Origin of the sequence: Microbispora sp. CA-102843, assembly GCF_050936215.1 — a bacterium.
GTDB lineage: Bacteria > Actinomycetota > Actinomycetes > Streptosporangiales > Streptosporangiaceae > Microbispora.
The window spans coordinates 2,566,412-2,584,219 of the sequence record NZ_JBNJNF010000001.1 but is presented as its reverse complement, the minus strand read 5'-3'; the positions used below and the strand labels follow the sequence as shown (position 1 = coordinate 2,584,219).

At 73.0% G+C, this 17,808-nt stretch carries 11 protein-coding genes; 8 read left to right on the top strand and 3 right to left on the bottom strand.

Annotated elements, in window-relative coordinates:
• Positions 1–141: 141 nt before the first annotated feature.
• The 3 genes from ACQEVJ_RS12200 (at position 142) to ACQEVJ_RS12190 (ending at position 6,008) form a co-directional block, all read left to right on the top strand.
• Positions 142–1,152, top strand: coding sequence for a LacI family DNA-binding transcriptional regulator (locus ACQEVJ_RS12200; RefSeq protein ID WP_433100253.1), 1,011 nt, complete (start codon positions 142–144; stop codon positions 1,150–1,152).
• Between the two features lie 268 nt (positions 1,153–1,420).
• The gene (locus ACQEVJ_RS12195) at positions 1,421–3,271 is read left to right on the top strand and encodes an alpha/beta hydrolase (RefSeq protein WP_433100251.1); all 1,851 of its coding nucleotides are present in this window, start codon (positions 1,421–1,423) and stop codon (positions 3,269–3,271) included.
• A 142-nt stretch (positions 3,272–3,413) separates the two neighbouring features.
• Positions 3,414–6,008: a chitinase C-terminal domain-containing protein gene (locus tag ACQEVJ_RS12190; protein ID WP_433100249.1), complete on the top strand. Its 2,595-nt coding sequence runs from the start codon at positions 3,414–3,416 to the stop codon at positions 6,006–6,008.
• Between the two features lie 164 nt (positions 6,009–6,172).
• On the opposite strand, the gene ACQEVJ_RS12185 is transcribed toward ACQEVJ_RS12190, so the two are convergent.
• Positions 6,173–7,405: an MFS transporter gene (locus tag ACQEVJ_RS12185; protein WP_433100247.1), complete on the bottom strand. Its 1,233-nt coding sequence runs from the start codon at positions 7,403–7,405 to the stop codon at positions 6,173–6,175.
• Positions 7,406–7,788: 383 nt separating this feature from the next.
• Here ACQEVJ_RS12185 and ACQEVJ_RS12180 point away from each other — a divergent pair, with 383 nt between their 5' ends.
• A complete protein-coding gene (locus tag ACQEVJ_RS12180) occupies positions 7,789–8,388 on the top strand; it encodes a copper resistance CopC family protein (protein WP_433100245.1) in 600 nt (199 codons plus the stop codon).
• 91 nt (positions 8,389–8,479) lie between these two features.
• Positions 8,480–9,526: a copper resistance D family protein gene (locus ACQEVJ_RS12175; protein ID WP_433100243.1), complete on the top strand. Its 1,047-nt coding sequence runs from the start codon at positions 8,480–8,482 to the stop codon at positions 9,524–9,526.
• A gap of 129 nt (positions 9,527–9,655) precedes the next feature.
• Here the strand turns inward: ACQEVJ_RS12175 and ACQEVJ_RS12170 are convergent, their stop codons facing one another.
• The gene (locus ACQEVJ_RS12170) at positions 9,656–10,915 is read right to left on the bottom strand and encodes a hypothetical protein (protein WP_433100241.1); all 1,260 of its coding nucleotides are present in this window, start codon (positions 10,913–10,915) and stop codon (positions 9,656–9,658) included.
• A gap of 163 nt (positions 10,916–11,078) precedes the next feature.
• Here ACQEVJ_RS12170 and ACQEVJ_RS12165 point away from each other — a divergent pair, with 163 nt between their 5' ends.
• The 3 genes from ACQEVJ_RS12165 to ACQEVJ_RS12155 all read left to right on the top strand — a co-directional run bounded on the left by ACQEVJ_RS12165 (position 11,079) and on the right by ACQEVJ_RS12155 (position 15,911).
• Positions 11,079–13,751: a CocE/NonD family hydrolase gene (locus ACQEVJ_RS12165; RefSeq protein WP_433100239.1), complete on the top strand. Its 2,673-nt coding sequence runs from the start codon at positions 11,079–11,081 to the stop codon at positions 13,749–13,751.
• Positions 13,748–14,701, top strand: coding sequence for an ABC transporter permease (locus ACQEVJ_RS12160; protein WP_433100237.1), 954 nt, complete (start codon positions 13,748–13,750; stop codon positions 14,699–14,701). Before ACQEVJ_RS12165 ends, ACQEVJ_RS12160 begins: the two co-directional genes overlap by 4 nt.
• Before the next feature lie 415 nt (positions 14,702–15,116).
• On the top strand, positions 15,117–15,911 hold the full coding sequence (locus ACQEVJ_RS12155) for a sensor histidine kinase (RefSeq protein ID WP_433100235.1): 795 nt from the start codon (positions 15,117–15,119) through the stop codon (positions 15,909–15,911).
• Between the two features lie 23 nt (positions 15,912–15,934).
• On the opposite strand, the gene ACQEVJ_RS12150 is transcribed toward ACQEVJ_RS12155, so the two are convergent.
• The gene (locus ACQEVJ_RS12150; RefSeq protein ID WP_433100233.1) at positions 15,935–17,785 is read right to left on the bottom strand and encodes a sensor histidine kinase; all 1,851 of its coding nucleotides are present in this window, start codon (positions 17,783–17,785) and stop codon (positions 15,935–15,937) included.
• Between the last annotated feature and the right edge of the window lie 23 nt (positions 17,786–17,808).

Below are 17,808 nucleotides of genomic sequence, written 5' to 3'. Positions count from 1 at the left end.
ATCCGAATGTTTCGTGGTCCGGAGGATAAGTAAAGCTGAGGTTGAGCGTCAAGGGCGCTCGCGGCTTGATCACGACGGTCAAGCGTCCCATCAGGAGGAACCGGTTCAGGTCTCCCGAAACTTTCGGCTACGATCTGCCTCATGCCAGTGAAAAGGCGGGTGACCATCGCCCAGATAGCGGAGGAGGCCGGGGTCTCCGTTCCGACCGTGTCCAAGGTGATCAACGGCCGCCCCGAGGTGGCGCCGGAGACCCGGCAGCGGGTGGAGCGCCTCCTGCAGAAGCACGGGTACCAGCGCAGGACGGGGCAGGGGGACGGTCCGGTCGGTTTACTGGACCTGGTGTTCGCCGAGATCGAGAGCCCGTGGGCCATGGAGCTGGTGCGCGGGGCCGAGCAGGCGGCGCACGAGGCCGCCGCGAGCGTGGTGATCTCCGTGCTGCACACACATGCGGGCCCCGGCCGTGACTGGCTGGAGCGCATCGCGGCGCGGCGCACGGACGGTGTGATCATCGTCAGCTCCCGGCTCTCGGTGCGGCAGCAGGGCCAGCTCAGCGCCCGCTCGATCCCGTTCGTCGTCGTCGACCCTGAGGGCGAGCCGCCGCCCGGCGTGGCGTCGGTCGGCGCGACCAACTGGCACGGCGGCCTCGCGGCCACGCGCCACCTCATCGACCTCGGCCACACCCGGATCGGCATGATCGGCGGTCCGCCGGACATGCTGTGCAGCCGGGCCAGGATCGACGGCTACCGCGCCGCTCTGGAGACCGCCGGAGTGTCGATCGACCCCGAGCTCATCCGGTACGGCGACTTCCTGGTCAACTCGGGCCACGACGCCGGTCACGCGCTGCTCTCGCTGGACAAGCCGCCGACCGCCATCTTCGCCGGCAGCGACATGCAGGCGTTCGGCGTGTTCGAGGCGGCCCGGCAGCGGGGCCTGCGGGTGCCCGAGGACCTCAGCGTGGTCGGCTTCGACGACCTGCCGCTGTCCCGGTCCGCGTGGCCGCCGCTGACCACCGTGCGCCAGCCCCTGGAGGAGATGGCGGCGCTGGCCGCGCGGATGGTGCTGGCCATGGGCCGGGGCGAGAACACCGAGGCCCGCCGTGTCGAGCTGTCCACCGACCTGGTGGTCAGGGAGAGCACCGCAAGGCCCAGGTGAGACCGGGGCCCACCCCATGATCGTCCAAAATGGGAGTGCTCGGACGAATGGGGGCGGGATGACCGACGGACACGCTAAGGTTTCTGCGGATATCGCCGGGTTCGCGGGACGGGGCTGACGGTTGCGGAGTTCGCGTGGAGCGGCCGTCACGGCATTCGCCGCGGCGCTCATGCTTCTGGGAGGTTCCGGGTCTGCGGCCCTCGCGGCGCCGGTCCGCGAAGGGGCCGGGACGGTGTGGGCCGGGGCGGTGCGGGGCGCGGAGCCCGCGGTGGCCGCCCCGGCGTCGGCGGTTCCCCGCAAGGGGGCGGCCGGGGCGGCGGAGGGGCCGTCCGTCGAGGAGCACCCCTGCCCGGTCGCCGTGCCGTCCGGCACGACCTGCGGCTACCTCCTCGCCCCCGAGCGGCGTGACGTCCCCAACAGCAGGACCATCAAGGTCGGATACGCGGTGCACCACGCCCCCGCACAGGCCCCCGCACAGGCCGGCGGGCAGGCTGCCGATCCGGTCGTCTACATGAGCGGCGGGCCGGGATCGGCCTCGCTCCAGCTCACCGGGTTCCTCTCCCAGATGTTCCCCGGCCGCGACGTGGTCGTCCTCGAACAGCGCGGCGGGCGCTACTCCGAGCCCAGGCTGAGCTGCCCCGAGATCGTCCGCGGCGTCGTGGACATCCTGCACACGCCCGGGCCCGCGTCGGCCGAGACCGCCCCGCTCGCCCGGCAGGCGCTGGCCTGCCAGTCGCGTCTGGAGGACGAGCACGTCGACCTGCGCGGCTACCGGACCGCCGAGATCGCGGCCGACGTCGTGGACCTGCGGGCCGCGCTCGGCTACCCGCAGTGGTACCTGTTCGGCGTCAGCTACTCCACCCGCCCGATGCTGCTGGCGGCGGCGCGCGACCCGCAGGGCACCCGAGGGGTCGTGCTGGACTCACTGCTCCGCGCGGGCTCCCGCTGGTACGACGAGTCGTCCGCCGCGCTCTCGGCGACGATGACCAAGCTGGGGATCGCCGCCCGGTTCGACGCCATGGTGAAAGCGCTCAACGCCCACCCCGCGGCGTACGGGACCCGGGACCCGCTCACCCGCAAGCGGCTGACGGTGCAGCTCAACGGGGACGACGTGGCGACGATCCTCGGCGAGGCGCTGCACGAGACCGACGTGATCCCGATCGTGCCGGCCCTCGTGGACGGGCTGGCCTCCGGGCGCACCGAACTGCTGCAACCCCTGGTCGACGCGGCCGGCGACGGGCTGACCTCGCACGAGTGGGGCCTGTACTACGCCGTCCAGTGCCAGGACGAGGTGCCGTACAACTCCTTCCCGGAGTCGCGGGGCCCCCGGCTGTTCACCGGGGTCGTCGACGACGCGGTCTGCGACGCCTGGGATCTGCCGGCAGCGCGGGCCGACGCCGACCTCCTGACCCCGCACACGTCGGTCACCTCGGCCTCGTCGAACGGCGCCGCCTCCACGGACGGCGCGGCCTCGTCGGAGGGGGCCACGCCGCCGATCCTGGTCCTGGGCGGCCAGTACGACCCCACCACCCCGCCGGAGGCCGCGCGTCAGGCGGTGTCGGCCGTGCCGGGCGCGCGGTTCGCCGAGTTCGCCGGGATCGGGCACGCCGTCTTCCTGTCGAGCGGCTGCGGCCGCCAGATGATCGCCGCGTTCCTCGACGACCCGGCCGCGACGGCCCGCGCCTGCGACCCCGGCGCCGCGCCGTACCCCGTCGTGCGGCCGGGCGACCTGCTCCTCACGTCCTCGGTCTACCGGCTGTCCCAGTCGCCGATCCCGCTGGCGGTCCCCGCCGCCTTCCTGCTCGTGTCGGCCGTCCAGCTCATCGCGGGGCTGGTCTCCCTGGTGCGCAGGCGCGGCGGCGGGCTGAGCGTGCTCGCGGGCCTGGCGGGCGTCGCGCTGGGCGGGCTGTCGGCGCTCAGCCTGGCGGCGATCCAGGACCGGACCGCGCTGGCGTTCGGGGTGCCGCACGCCCTGGCCTGGTACGGCCTGCTGGCCCTCGTCTCCACCGGGCTGTCGCTCGTCGAGGCGTTCCGGCTGAACGCCGCCGCCGCCCGGATCGTCCCCGCCCTGACCGGCCTCGTGTTCCTCGCCTGGCTGTACGGCTGGCTGCTGGCCTGATCAAGCTCGCCTTAAGCGCTCATTAAAAGGAAAGTTTCTTAATAGAAAGCATTGACGCGGCTGCTCGGGCGGCTTACGTTCCGATCAACCCCTGGGGGGCGGGGTGTGGAGGATCGGCACTTCGCCTGTCGGAGGTATGGCTGTGCGCCTGTTGAGATCATCGTTAGCGCGGACCGCTTCTGCGGTCTGCATCGCGCTCGCCGCCGGGGCCGTGGCACTTGCCGCGACCGGCGGCACCGCCGGAGCGGCCGCCGGCGACGAGGCGTGCCGGCCCGACGGGCTCTACCGGACGCCCGGCGTGGACGTGCCCTACTGCCTGACCTACGACACGGACGGCCGGGAGAAGATGGGCGCCGACCATCCGCGCCGCATCATCGGCTACTTCAGCAGCTGGCGGGACGGCGCCAACGGCCAGACCCGCTACCTCGCCAGTGACATCCCCTGGGGCAAGGTCACCCACATCAACTACGCCTTCGCCCACGTGGGGGCGGACAACAAGATCTCCGTCGGGTCGAACACGGACAGGAACCCGGCCATCGGCATGACCTGGCCGGGCGTCGCCGGTGCCGACATGGACCCGGCCTACTCCTACAAGGGCCACTTCAACCTGCTCAACAAGTTCAAGAAGCAGTACCCGAACACCAAGACGCTCGTCAGCGTCGGCGGCTGGGCCGAGACCGGCGGATACTTCGACGACGCCGGCAACCGGCAGGCCAGCGGCGGCTTCTACACGATGACGTCGACCCAGGCGGGCATCGACACCTTCGCCGACTCGGTCGTGTCGTTCCTGCGCACGTACGGCTTCAACGGCGTCGACATCGACTACGAGTACGCGACGTCGAACAAGGACGCGGGCAACCCGCTCGACTGGCCGATCGCCAACGGCAAGCGCGGCACCCTGATGAAGAGCTACGCCGCGCTGATGAAGACGCTGCGCGAGAAGCTGGACCGCGCCTCCGCCGCCGACGGGAAGTACTACATGCTGACCGTCGCCGCACCCGCGTCCGGGTGGCTGCTGCGCGGCATGGAGACCTACCAGGTCACGCAGTACCTCGACTACGTCAACATCATGTCGTACGACCTGCACGGCGCGTGGAACAAGTACGTCGGCCCCAACGCCTACCTCTTCGACGACGGCAAGGACGGCGAGCTCGCCGCCGCCAACGTCTACGGGGCCGGGCAGTACGGCGGCATCGGCTACCTCAACACCGACTGGGCCTACCACTACTTCCGCGGGGCCCTGCCGCCGGGCCGGATCAACATCGGCCTGCCGTACTACACGCGCGGGTTCAAGAACGTGCAGGGCGGCACGAACGGCCTCTGGGGCACCGCCCCCGCCACCACCTGTCCGGCCGGCTCCGGCCTGACCAGCTGCGGCGACGGCGCGGTCGGCATCGACAACCTGTGGCACGACCTCGACGACAACGGCAAGGAGTCCCCTGCGGGCTCCAACCCGATGTGGCACGCCAAGAACCTCGAGAAGGGCATCCTCGGCGACTACCTGGCCTCCTACGGCGTCACGGACACGTCGCTGACCGGCACCTACGCCCGCTACTACGACTCGACGCTGACCGCCCCCTGGCTCTGGAACTCCACGAAGAAGGTGTTCCTGTCCACGGAGGACGACCAGTCGGTGGCGGCCAAGGCCGACTATGTGGTCTCCAGGGGCATCGGCGGCACGATGATCTGGGAGCTGGCCGGCGACTACGGCTGGAACTCCGCCAAGGGCCAGTACGAGCCCGGCACCACGCTGACCACGCTGATGTACGACAAGTTCAAGGCCGCCGCGCCGTACGGGAACGTGCGGGCGACCACCCAGATCCCGGCGCAGAAGCTGGACATCTCGGTGGAGTTCCGCGACTTCGCCCTGGGCGACAACAACTACCCGATCAACCCGAAGATCCACATCACCAACAACTCGGGCGTGACGCTGCCGGGCGGGACGGAGTTCCAGTTCGACTACGCGACCTCGGCCCCGGGCAACGCCGCCGACCAGTCGGGCTTCGGAAGCACGATCATCCGCAGGGACCACACCGCGTCCAACAACGTCGGCGGCCTGAAGGGCGACTACAACCGGGTGTCGCTGAAGCTGCCGAGCTGGCAGACCCTCGCGCCCGGCGCCTCGGTGGACGTCGCCTTCGTCTACTACCTGCCCACCTCGACCCCCTCCAACTGGACGGTCTCCTTCGGCGGCGCGACGTACGGAATCACGCAGGACTTCGCCAGGGGCGGCGTGACCGCGTCTCCCTCCGCTTCCCCGTCCGGCTCCCCGTCGGCGTCTCCCAGCGCGTCGCCGTCGGCCGGGACGTGCACGGCCCCCGCGTGGTCGTCCACGACCGTCTACACGGGCGGCAACCTCGTCTCGTACGCCGGTCACACCTGGAAGGCGCAGTGGTGGACCCAGGGCGAGACGCCCGGCAACGCGCAGGTGTGGCTCGACCAGGGCCCCTGCTCGTCCGCCTCCCCCAGCGCCTCGCCCTCGGCCTCGCCGTCCGCGTCCCCCAGCGCTTCCCCCAGCCGGTCTCCCAGCCCGTCTCCCAGCGCCTCGCCGTCCGCCTCGCCTTCGGCCTCGCCGTCGGCGAGCCCCGGCGGCTACCCCGCCTGGGCGGCCGGCACGGCGTACGCCACGGGTGACCGGGTGACCTACGGCGGCGCGGTCTACCAGTGCCGCCAGCCGCACACCGGCCTGGCGGGCTGGGAACCGCCGAACGTCCCCGCCCTCTGGACCAAGCTCTGACCCACGCCCGTGCCCGTACGTCCGCGGCGAGTCGCCCGGACGTACGGCATAGCCTCCGGGTCGTGCCGGACCGGTGACACCGGTACGGCCCGGAGCCGATGCCCGGCGGTCTCAGCCGATCACAAGTCGAGAGACCGCCGGGCATCGCGCCGTCCGGAGACCTTTCATCCGTCCGCACTCTGGCCCCGGGAACGGCGGGCGACGTTCCTGGTCACCAGCAGCATCCCGCCGACCGAGGCCAGTATGCCGACGACGATGACCGGCACGACGGCCCCGAACCCGGAGGCGCCGGCGACGAGGCCGAACAGCGGGGGCCCGAGGAACGCGCCCATGCTGCCCATCTGGGCCACCATCCCGGTGCCCACGTCGGCGTGGTCGAGGCGCTCAAGCACGAAGGGAAGGGCGGCGAAGACGAAGGCGCCCAGCAACCCGTTCTCCAGGGAGACGATCCCCGCGCCGGTCGCCGCGGCGGCCAGCGGGCCGTCGGCGCCGTAGACGAGCCAGGCGGCCGGCACGACCAGCAGCCCGGACACCGCGAGCACGGCGAGCGGCACACCCCGCCGGAGCAGGACGCCCACGGACAGCCCGCCGAGGACGCCGACGAACGAGATCGCCGAGGTCAGCGCCCCGGCGGCGCCGGCGGAGCTCGCGTGCTCGTCGATCAGGAGCGTGGGCAGCAGCACGACCACCGGCATCGTCACCAGCACCATCAGGCAGAAACTCGCGGTGAGCAGCGCGGGCCACGCCAGCGCCCGTGCACCGGGCACGGGCCCGGCGGCCGCGCCGGAGGCGGACGTCCGCGGCAGCCGCACCCGGACGGCCACCGTCATCAGCAGCGTCAGCCCCGCGATCAACAGCACCCAGCCGCGCCAGCCGAGGGCCTCGCCGGCCGCGCCGCCCACGAGGGTGCTCACGCCGATGCCCACCGGGACGAACGTCGCCCAGACGGACAGGGCGACCCCCCGGTCCCGTTCCTCGGCGAGATGGAGGACCAGGGCAGGACAGGCGATGGTGACCACGAGATAGCCGGCGCCTTCGGCGACGCGGGCGGCCAGCAACCAGGCGAAGCTCCCCGCGGCCGCGCTCAGCGCGCTCGCCGCCACCATCAGCGCCAGGGCGGCGACCAGCGACCTGGTCGCGCCGAACCGGCGGACCAGATATCCGGCGGGCAGCCCGGCGACGGCGCCCACCCCGACCACCGCCGAGATCGTCCAGCCCAGTTGCGACAGCGACAGCCCGAGCTGGTCGGCCATCGACGGCCCGACGGCGGAGAACTTGCCGTAGCTCATCGCCGCCACGACGCCGGCGAGGTAGATGACGATGATCGTCAGCCACGGCGAGCGCCGCACCGGCGCCTCACTCCGCTCGGATCCGCCTACGGTCGGCTGGGGGGTCATGAGCTCTCCTTCGCGCGGTCGTCACGACGGACGCACGGTGCCGAACGCCGGATTCGGCCCGTCGTCCACTCAATCAGGAGAATGCGTACGCCGCCCGGCACATCACCGGAACCGATCATCACGGCACGGTCCGCAGCCGTCACCGGCCCGCCACGCGGCATGCGGAGGCCGCGATCAGTGGGACCATGGCTGGGTCTGCGCCCGGCGAAAGGAAGGCAAGGCAGGTGGACCAGGTCGCCCGGATGTGCAACGACGCCCCGGCCACGCGCGGCGGTCGGCGAACGACCGGACGGACCGCGCCACCCCCGGCGGCCGCGCGCGCCGTCCCGCCGCGCAACCGTCCGCGGGCCGATTCACCGCGTGGCCGTCTGCGAGTCCTTGCCGTGCCGCTGCTGGCCCTGCTCTCGGTGATGCTGATCGCGACGCCCGCGCGGGCCCACGACGTGCTCGTCGCCAGCGATCCCAAGGACGGCGCGGTCCTCGAGGCCATGCCCGCCTCCGTGACGCTCACCTTCGACCAGGCCGTACGCCGCGACTTCGCGCGGATGGCGATCACCGGACCGGACGGCGCCCACTACGAGCAGGGCGAGATCAAGGTGGACGGCAGGAAGGTCTCGATCGGCGTACGGACCGGCACCCCCGCCGGGGCGTACGCGATCGGCTACCGCATCGTGTCGAACGACGGCCACCCGGTCACCGGCGCCGTGAAGTTCAGCGTGGCCGGCGCGGGCGCGGCCCCCGGGGCGGTCTCCGCGCCGCCGGCCACCCCCGCGCCCGGCACGGCGAACCCCGGCGTGGGGACGACCGGCACGGCGGCGACCGGTGCGGGGACGACCGGTCAGGGCGGCGGAAGCTGGGTATGGGGGCTGCTGGCCGTCACCGCCGCTCTGCTGGCGCTGTGCACCCGCGTGCTCGTGCGGCACGACCGGCGCCTGCGCGACGGGACGATCCCGGCTCCCCCGGCGGCGGGCGGCGCCGCATGACCACGACCTCGGAACCCGACGTCTCGACGGGCCGGTCCGGCCCCGCACCCGAGCACGCCCGCGCCCGGGTCCCGGCGGCGGGCGGCGCCGCATGACCACGACCTCGGAACCCGACGTCTCGACGGGCCGGTCCGGCCCCGCACCCGAGCACGCCCGCGCCCGGGTCCCGGCGGCGGGGCTGACCGCCGGCGCCCTGCTCGCGGTCGTGATCGCCACCTGGCTCACGCTGCCCGGAGCGGTGCCGGGGCTGCCCATGCCGGGCACGATCGTGGAGTACGGGCTGCCGGTCGTCCGGCTCGTGCTCGACCTGGCCGCCACCGCGACCATCGGTCTCAGCCTGCTCCCCAAGCTCCTCGGCTTCGACGACCCGGACCGGACCGAGCCGGTCGCCGCCAGGGCCCGGCACTGGGCCGTGCTGTTCTCACTGGTCTGGTGCGCGGCGGCGCTGGTGTCGGCCGTCCTCAGCGCCGCCGAGGTCACCCCGGGCGCGTTCCCCGACGTGGCGGCGTACGTCGACGGCATCGGCGCGGGGCAGGGCATGATCGTGAGCGCGTCGTGCGCCCTGGCCAGCGCCGCCGTGGGGATGCTCGCCGTGCGGTTCGGCGAGAAGGTTCCGGCCGAGTTGCGGGTGCTCGTCGCCGGGTTCGGGCTGCTGCCGCTCCCGGTGACCGGCCACGCCTCGAACTGGTACTGGCACGACCTCAGCATGGTCTCGATGGAGCTGCACGTCATCGGGGCCTGCGCCTGGGTGGGCGGCCTGGTCGCGCTCGCCGTCCTGCTGCCGCGCCATCGCGACCTGCTCGCCCGCACGCTGCCCCGGTTCTCCCGGCTGGCGACGTACGCGCTGATCGTCGTGGGGCTGTCCGGGCTCTTCAACGGCCTGGTGGAGCTTCTGCTCGCGCCCAGCGAGAGCTTCCCCGCGTCGCTGGTCACCACGGGCTACGGCCGGCTCGTGGTCGCCAAGGCGGTGTTCACCGCGGTGATCGCACTGCTGGGGGGCAACATCCGCTGGCGGCTGCTGCCGGCCGTCACCCGTCAGGCCCCGACCGCGTTCGCCGCCTGGGCGGCCCTGGAGCTCACCGTGATGGGCCTCGCGTACGGCGTCGCGGTCGCACTGACCAAGACCCCGGTCGCCTGACCCACGGCCCTGCCCCCGAATCGCCCCCGAATCGCCCCCGAATCGCCCCCGAATCGCCCCTGAGACGCCGAGAGCCGCCCCCGGCAAGGGAGCGGCTCGGGAAAGGCGGGTGAGCGTGGGCGGCGGCCCTCAGGCCGTCGGCTCGGACACGGCGGCGGGCGCGGGCACCGCCTCGGACGCCGCCTCGCTCGACGGGCCGGGCTCGGCAGTGATCTCCCCCTCCGCGGGCCGCGACTCCCGGGCGATCCTGGCCTCCGCGGCTGCGGCCGTCAGCCCCTGGCGACCGGTGAACCACTCCACCGCGTACCACACGACGGCCAGCGCGGCGAGCGCCACCGGCCAGGCCTCCGGCGCGTACGGCGGGGCTTCGAGCACCCGGTCCTGCGCCAGCAGTCCTCCGTACACCGCGGCGGTGGCGAGCACCGCACCGGCGAGCGGCCGCAGGTAAGTGATCGGCACCAGGAAGGCCAGGTCGACCGCGAGCCCCGCGAGCAGGAGGAAGAACGGGATGGCCGACGGCGGGAACCCGCCACCGACGAGCAGCGGCCAGATCAGGCACCGGTAGGCCACGTACGCCCCGGCGATCGCGGTGGCCGTGTAACGGCGGCCGACCATGACGCGGGCGAAGACCAGGATCGCGACGCCCACCACCCCCGCGTACACGGCGTAGACGACGTCGGGGATCGGCAGCGAGAACTTGAGCACCATGGCACGGTCAACGGCCCGGCCCATCTGGTTGGCCGCGAATTCGAGCAGCGTCGGCTCGGCGTACGGCTGCCCCCGGTCCCAGGAGGCCAGCTCCAGCACGCCGTATTCCTGCTGCAGCTCGGGGAAGTGCGCGTTCTCCAGGAAGAACGCGAACAGGCCGCCCAGCACCAGCGCCCGCCGGTTGCGGGAGATCTCGGCGTACCGGCCCGAGCCGACATACCAGCCGCGGATCGCGCCGGCGAGCATCAGCGCGGTGCCGATGTACAGCAGCGCGTGGGAGGGGCTCCACGCGGTGATGTCGAGCCCGTTGACCCGGTGGTTGATCAGGTCGAGCGGGATCGCGATGAGGAAGACCCCGGTGCCCCACACGATCAGGCGGGAGGACGTCCGGTCCACGCCGTAGCCGGTGTACCAGTGCACGATGGTCAGCGCCACGGCGAGCACCGTGCCGACCGTGTTGAGCAGGTGCGGCGGGGCCAGGTCGTCGCGCAGCCACTTGAAGTGCCACGACACGTCCCAGCTCGACCCGAGCACCTTGAGGACGAACGCCGCGAGCCAGCCCAGGTAGAGCACCCGGAAAAGGTCCTGCGGCGTCTCCCTGCCAGCCTCCCCCCGCGTCCAGTACGGAAGAGCCCACTCGATCGCGCGAGCGGGGATCTGCTTGAGCGGCGTTCCATTCACGCGCGAAATGATGCCGTTCCCCATGGTGGGGCGCAATCAGGGTTTACCCCGATGCATCATCACGATTCGTGCGTGGATCGGGTCTGACCCGCCATCGCGGCGGTTATCCACAGGCGCGGCGGCTCCTCAGCGGTCTCTCAGCAGAGACAAGTAGCATCGCGACATGGCGTTTCCGGGTGGGCGGCGTGCCCTCGCGATCGTGGTCACGCTGGTCATCCTGATGGCCGCCGGCGTGACGTGGGCCCTGTGGCCCTCCGGCCCCGTGGTGAAGGGACGTGACCTGGTCATCCCCGTCGTGGACGGACCGGCGGACGACCAGCGCGTCGATCTCGACGCCACCTTCTACCCCCCGGCCTCCGGGGGCAGGGCTCCGGCCGTGCTGCTCGCCCACGGCTTCGGCGGCAGCAAGGAGAGCATGCGCGAGCAGGCGGGGCGGCTCGCGGGGCAGGGCTACGCCGTGCTGACCTGGTCGGCCCGCGGGTTCGGCCGCTCGACCGGGCAGATCGCGCTCAACTCCCCCGACTACGAGGTCAAGGACGTGCGGGGGCTGATCGACTGGCTGGCCAAACGGCCCGAAGTGCGTCTCGACGCCCCGGGCGACCCACGCGTCGGGATCGCCGGCGGGTCGTACGGCGGGGCGATCGCGCTGATGGCCGCGGCCTACGACAGCCGGGTCGACGCGATCGTCCCCCAGATCACCTGGTACGACCTCGCCGACGCGCTCTTCCCCGACGCCTCGGGCAAGGGTCCGCTCAACGGCGTCTTCAAGAAGATGTGGGCCGGCATCTTCTTCAGCGCCGCCGCCGACCGGCTGGCCCCTGACGGCGGCCTCGGCGCGGGCGGCCTGGCCGGCCTCACCGGCGCGGCCGCACCGCGCGGCGGGGACACGTCCGGGGGCCGGGAGACCGGCCAGGCATCCGCCCAGGGTTCTGGGCAGGCGTCCGGGCAGGGGTCCGGGCGGACGCCCGGGAACGAGCAGGTCCAGTGCGGGCGGTTCCTGCCGCAGATCTGCGAGATGTACCAGAAGGTGGCCGAGACCGGCCGGGCCACCCAGGAGGCGGTCGATCTCCTGCGGCGGTCGAGCCCGATCTCGGTGCCCGGCCGGATCAAGGTTCCGACGCTGCTGATCCAGGGCCAGCGCGACTCGCTGTTCCCGCTCTCGCACGCCGACGCCAACGCCCGGGACATCGCCGCCACAGGCGCTCCGGTCGAGGTCGCCTGGTTCAACGGCGGCCACGACGGCGGCGACGGCGAGGCGGACTGGCTGTCCGACCGCACGACCGGCTGGTTCGACCGCTATCTCAAGGGAACCGGCTCCTCCGCCGGCGACGGCGACTCGGCCGCGTTCACCGTGACCAGGGACGGCGGCCGGGACCCTGGCACGCGCCGCCCGGTGCTCCTGCACGCCACCGCGGACCGCTATCCGGGCCTGCCGGGCGGGCAGCGGACCACCGTCGCACTCCAGGGCCCACAGCAGCCGATCGCCAACCCGGCGGGCGGGTCGCCGTCGTCGATCTCGGCGGTCCCCGGCCTCGGCGGGCTGCTCGGCGGAAGCGGCGGCGGCGCGTCGATCGCGCTGGACATGCCCGGCCAGGCGGCTGCCTTCGAGTCCGCCCCGCTGGCCAGGCCCGCACAGGTCACCGGCAGCCCGACCGTCAAGATCAGGGTGTACGGCACGGGTGAGGCCACGCTGTTCGCCAAGCTCTACGACGTCTCCGGAGGGTCGCTTCCGGTGCTCCCGTCGAGCCTCGTCTCGCCGCTGCGGGTCACCGCGAGCGAGGCGGGCACGCCGGTCACGGTGACGCTTCCGGCCATCGACAGGCGCTTCGACGCCGGGCACAGGATGCGGGTGGTCGTGTCGACCACCGACCTGGGCTACTCGACGCCCGCCGCCCCCGCCGTCTATCGGGTCGCGCTGGACTCCCCCACGCTGGAACTGCCCGGGGACGCGGCGCTGCTGACGCCCGCCACCGGCCCGGCGTGGTGGACGTGGGCCATGCCGCTCGCCGCGATCGCGGTCGCGGCCGTGCTCCTGCTGACCGGCAGGGCCAGGCGCGGCGCGGAGGGGGGCGACGGCCCGGCGGTGGACGCCGAGTCGGCCGAGGTGCCCTTGGTGATCAGCGGGCTGGGCAAGCGCTACCGCAACGGCGAGAAGGCGGTCGACGGCCTGTCGTTCCGGGTCGAGAAGGGCCAGGTGCTCGGCCTGCTCGGGCCGAACGGCGCGGGCAAGACCACCACGATGCGCATGCTCATGGGTCTCATCCACCCGGACGAGGGCGAGATCCGGATCTTCGGCACCCGCGTGCGGCCGGGGGCTCCGGTGTTGTCGCGGCTGGGGTCGTTCGTCGAGGGGCCGGGCTTCCTGCCGCACCTGTCCGGCCGGGCCAACCTGGAGCTGTACTGGCAGGCCACGGGACGGCCGCCGCAGGACGCCCACATGGAGGAGGCGCTGGAGATCGCGGGGCTCGGCGCCGCCCTGGAGCGCGCGGTGCGCACCTACTCCCAGGGCATGCGCCAGCGCCTGGCCATCGCGCAGGCCATGCTCGGCCTCCCCGACCTGCTCGTGCTGGACGAGCCGACCAACGGCCTCGACCCGCCGCAGATCGCCGAGATGCGCCGGGTACTCAAGGCGTACGCCGAGCGGGGACGCACCGTCATCGTCTCCAGCCACATGCTCGCCGAGGTCGAGCAGACCTGCACCCACGTGGTCGTCATGCACCGCGGGCGGCTGGTGTCGGCCGGGCCGGTCGGCGACCTGCTCGGCGCGCCCGCCGCCAACGGCGCCGGCCCCCGCCTGGAGGACGTGTTCCTCGACCTGATCGGAGAGAGCCGATGAGCCCGGCGAAGCGACCGGCCCCGGACCTGACCGGACAAGCCCCCGGCGGCGGGCGGGCCGCTGCGGTCTCCCAGGACGGACCGGACAGGCGTGGGGACGACGCGGGGGGCCGGGCGCCCGGCTACGCTCCGGGGCGCACGCTGCCGCTGCGGGTGGAGTTCGTGCGGCAGTTGCGGCGACGCCGGACCATGGCGATGTTCGGCGTGCTGCTCGCCCTGCCGTGGGTGCTCGTGGTCGCGTTCCAGTTCGGGCCGGCCGGGCGGGGCGGCCAGGGCAGCCTGCGGCTGTCCGACCTGGCCACGGCGGGCGGGCTCAACTTCGCGGCGTTCGCCCTGTCGGTGTCGGCCAACTTCCTGCTGGTCGTCGCCGTGGCGCTGTTCTGCGGCGACACGGTGGCGAGCGAGGCGAGCTGGTCGTCGCTGCGCTACCTGCTGGCCGCGCCGGTTCCCCGCGACCGGCTGCTGCGCCAGAAGCTGGTGGTGGCGCTGGCGTACTCGGCCGCCGCGGTGACCGTGCTCCCGCTGATGGCCCTGCTCGCCGGCACGCTGGCCTTCGGGTGGAACGACATCACCGTGCCGGGGACCGGCGAGGTGATCCCCGCCGCCGACGTGCTGCCCAAGTTCGCCGTCGTCATCGGATACGCCCTGGTCAGCCAGCTGGTGGTCGCCGCGGTCGCCTTCCTGCTGTCGGTCGGCACCGACTCCCCGCTCGGCGCGGTCGGCGGCGCGGTCGGCCTGGTGATCGTCAGTAGCATCCTGCAGGCGGTCGAGGCGCTGGGCTCGCTGCGCGAGTTCCTGCCCACGTTCTGGAACGCCGCGTGGCTCGACGCGCTCGCGCCGGAGCCCGACTACAGCGGCATGGTGAAGGGCGTGGCGGTCTCCGTGACCTACTCGGTGGTCCTCGTCGCCCTGGCCTTCCGCCGCTTCCGGCGCCGGGACGTCGTGTCCTGACGGGACACACTCCGTCCCCCGGCATTCCAGCTAGCCGGAATGCCGGGGGACGGCTGGCGGTGAGACCGGAATGGAGGCTGCCAGCGCAGACGGGTGGGCGCCAGTAGAGACAAGGTGGTATCGGAACCGATCAGGACATCCGGGTCGGCGCCCCTCACGCCCGGCTGACCGATCTCCCATCGGTCACAGCCGTCCGGCCCGCCGGACGTGCGAGACCGCCGCAACAGCAAGCGACAGCAGCCGGAGGTGACCAGGTGCCGAAGACACTCCCGGAACCGACCGCTCCCGGGCCGTGCCGGGCGCCTTCGCCGGGTGCGCTCATCGCGCCACCCCGCCGGCGCCGCCGCACGCCGCCTCCCGGTCCAGGTGGGCCTGTGAGGGCCGCCACACCGACGGCAGCGGCGCGATGAGCGTCATGTGCCACCACGATTCCGCCCCCACCGGCGATCCGAGTCCCCGCCTCCCCGCCCCCATCGGCGAGGACGAGACCACCCTGCCGCCGCACGCCGAGAGAACGCTGGAGCGGCTCGCCGACGCCGGAAGGCGCTTGGACCGGAAGGCCGAGCGGCAGCGCCTGTTCCTGTCCGGCGCCTCCCATGAGCTGCTCACCCCGCTCACCGGGCTGCGGGCGCAGTTGGAGGAGGCCCGGCTGCACCCCGCCGAGACAGACGTCTCCGAGCTCGTCGACTGCTCGCTGAGGGACGTGGACCGTCTGCAGGCGGTCGTCTCCGGCCTGCTGTTGCTCCTGAAGGCGGGGACGAAGCCGCCCCCCGGGAGAAGAGCGGCCGATCTGGCGGAGCTGGTCCGGACGGAGATCTCCAGCCGGCCGCACCGGTCGCCGGTGCTGCTCCGGCTCATCCCCGGCGTGGCGGTCCACGCCGTCGAGCACGAGATCCACCGCCTGCTGGGCAACCTTTTGGACAACGCGCAGCGGCATGCCAGGAGCAGTGTGCTGGTAGAGATGCGGCAGGAGGGCGCCCACGCGGAGATCGCCGTCTCCGACGACGGCGGCGGCATCGCCGAAGCCGATCGCGAGAAGGTGTTCGAGCCGTTCACCCAGCTGGAGGAGTCCCGCAACCGCGGCTCGGGCCTGGGCCTGGCCATCGCGCGGGAGATCGTGCGGGCGCACGGCGGGACCATCGGCGTGGAGGACGCGGCGGAGGGCGGCGCCCGATTCGTCGTCCGCCTGCCGCTCGCCGACCCCTTGTAAGGCCGGGGGGCGTGACCGCTCCGTCAGCCGTCGCCGACCGGGATCACGGCCGTCAGTGTGGTGCCATGGCCGACCGGGCTGGTGACTTCGATCGTGCCGCCGAGCGCCTGGACGCGGTCGATGAGTCCGATCAGCCCGGAACCCCTGCCGGGGTCCGCGCCTCCTTTCCCGTCGTCGCGGATCCCGACCCTCGCCGCGTCGCCCGCCGCCTCGACCTCGACGCACACCAGCGAGGCCTGCGCGTGCTTGGCCACGTTCGTCAGGCACTCGGAGACGATGTAGTAGACCGCCACCTCGACCCGCTCCGGCAGGCGCCCGTCAACCCGTACGTTCAGGTCGACGGGGACCGCAGAGCGGCGCGCGAGCATCTTCAGCGCGGGCCCGAGCCCGCCCTTGGACAGGATCGCCGGGTGGATGCCGCGGGACAGCTCGCGCAGGTCCTCCAGCACCAGCGTCAGGCCCTCGGCCGTGTGGGACAGCTGTTCCCTGAGCTTCGGCAGCTCGGCCGGCACGGCGGTCTCCGCCATGCGCAACTGCAGCCCCAGGGAGACGAGGCGCTGCTGGGCCCCGTCGTGCAGGTCGCGTTCGATCCGGTGCCGGGTCTCGTCCGAGGCGGCGACCACGCGGGCGCGGGAGGCGGCGAGCTCGTCGCGGGCCTCGGCGTTGGAGATCGCGGTGGCGACGAGTTCGGTGAAGTCCCGCATGCGTTCCTCGACATCGTCCGGCTGCGGCTCCCGGCCCCGGAAGAAGGCGATCGTCACGCCCCACAGGCGCGCCTCGACGACGATGGGACTGCCGACCGCGGAGACGATCTCCTCGTCCCCGGCCCACCCGTCCAGCTCGCCGGCCGTGCCCTCCTCCATCGTCATCCTGCCCGGTCGTCCCGTCCGCAGGACGAGGGCGGACAGGCTGCTCTCCCTGAGCGGGCGGCGCGAGCCGACCGGCGGCGGGGCCCCGCGGACCGACCCGCTCCACGAGCCCGCCAGGACGACCGTCCGGTCGGGCTCGTAGCGCTCGATCGCGGTGTGGTCCGCGTTCACGATCAGGCCCATCTCACGGGCGACCGCGCCGAAGATCTCCGTCGGCGAGACCCCGCGAGCGACCAGGGTGGCGACCCGCCGCAGGGCGGCCTGCTCCTCGGCGATCCTGGCGAGCTCGTCCCGGCTCGCCGCCAGGGCGGTGCTGATGGCCTCGCGGTCGCGCGCGGCCACCAAAACCGCCTCCAGCGAGGGCACCACGCGCTCCCGCACGCGGCGCATCGTGCCCGCCGGCAGGTCTGCGGGCACGACGAGCGTGCCGATCCCGGCGCCGTCGTCGGTCAGCGGCAGCGCGGTGTGACGTGGGTCGTCGCCGACCGGCCCGAGTTCGATGGCCAGGAACGGCAGGCCGAGTCCCTGCGCCAGGCGCCGGGCCACGACCGGCAGCGCCGCGCGCAGATGTTCGGCGCGCAGGAGGAGACGGGCCGTCCTGGCGTCGAGATCCGCTTCGCTGCGGCGTTCCTCCGCCTCGATGACCAGGGACCGCATCAGCGAGGCGGCGGCGCTCACCAGCAACCCGACGGTCAGGAAGATCAGCAGCGGCACCCATGTCCAGCTGCTGAAGAGGCTGACCTGGTGGAGGGGCGGGACCTGGAAGAAGTCGTAGATCCCTGCGCTGGCCAGGGCGACGATCACGCCGAGCCACATACCCCAGAGGTAGGCGACCACGAGAACGCCGACCAGGTAAACTACGTCCAGGGCGTTGCTGGGCGCCACCTGCGCCAGCGCAAAGGCTATGAAGGTCTCGGCTGCCACGCATGCGGCGCCCGTCAGGATGCCCCACAGGAGGGGCGGGCGGCTCGCGCGTAGCAGCAACGACAGCAACCGCGCGCGCACAAGGCCACACTACCCTCACAGGG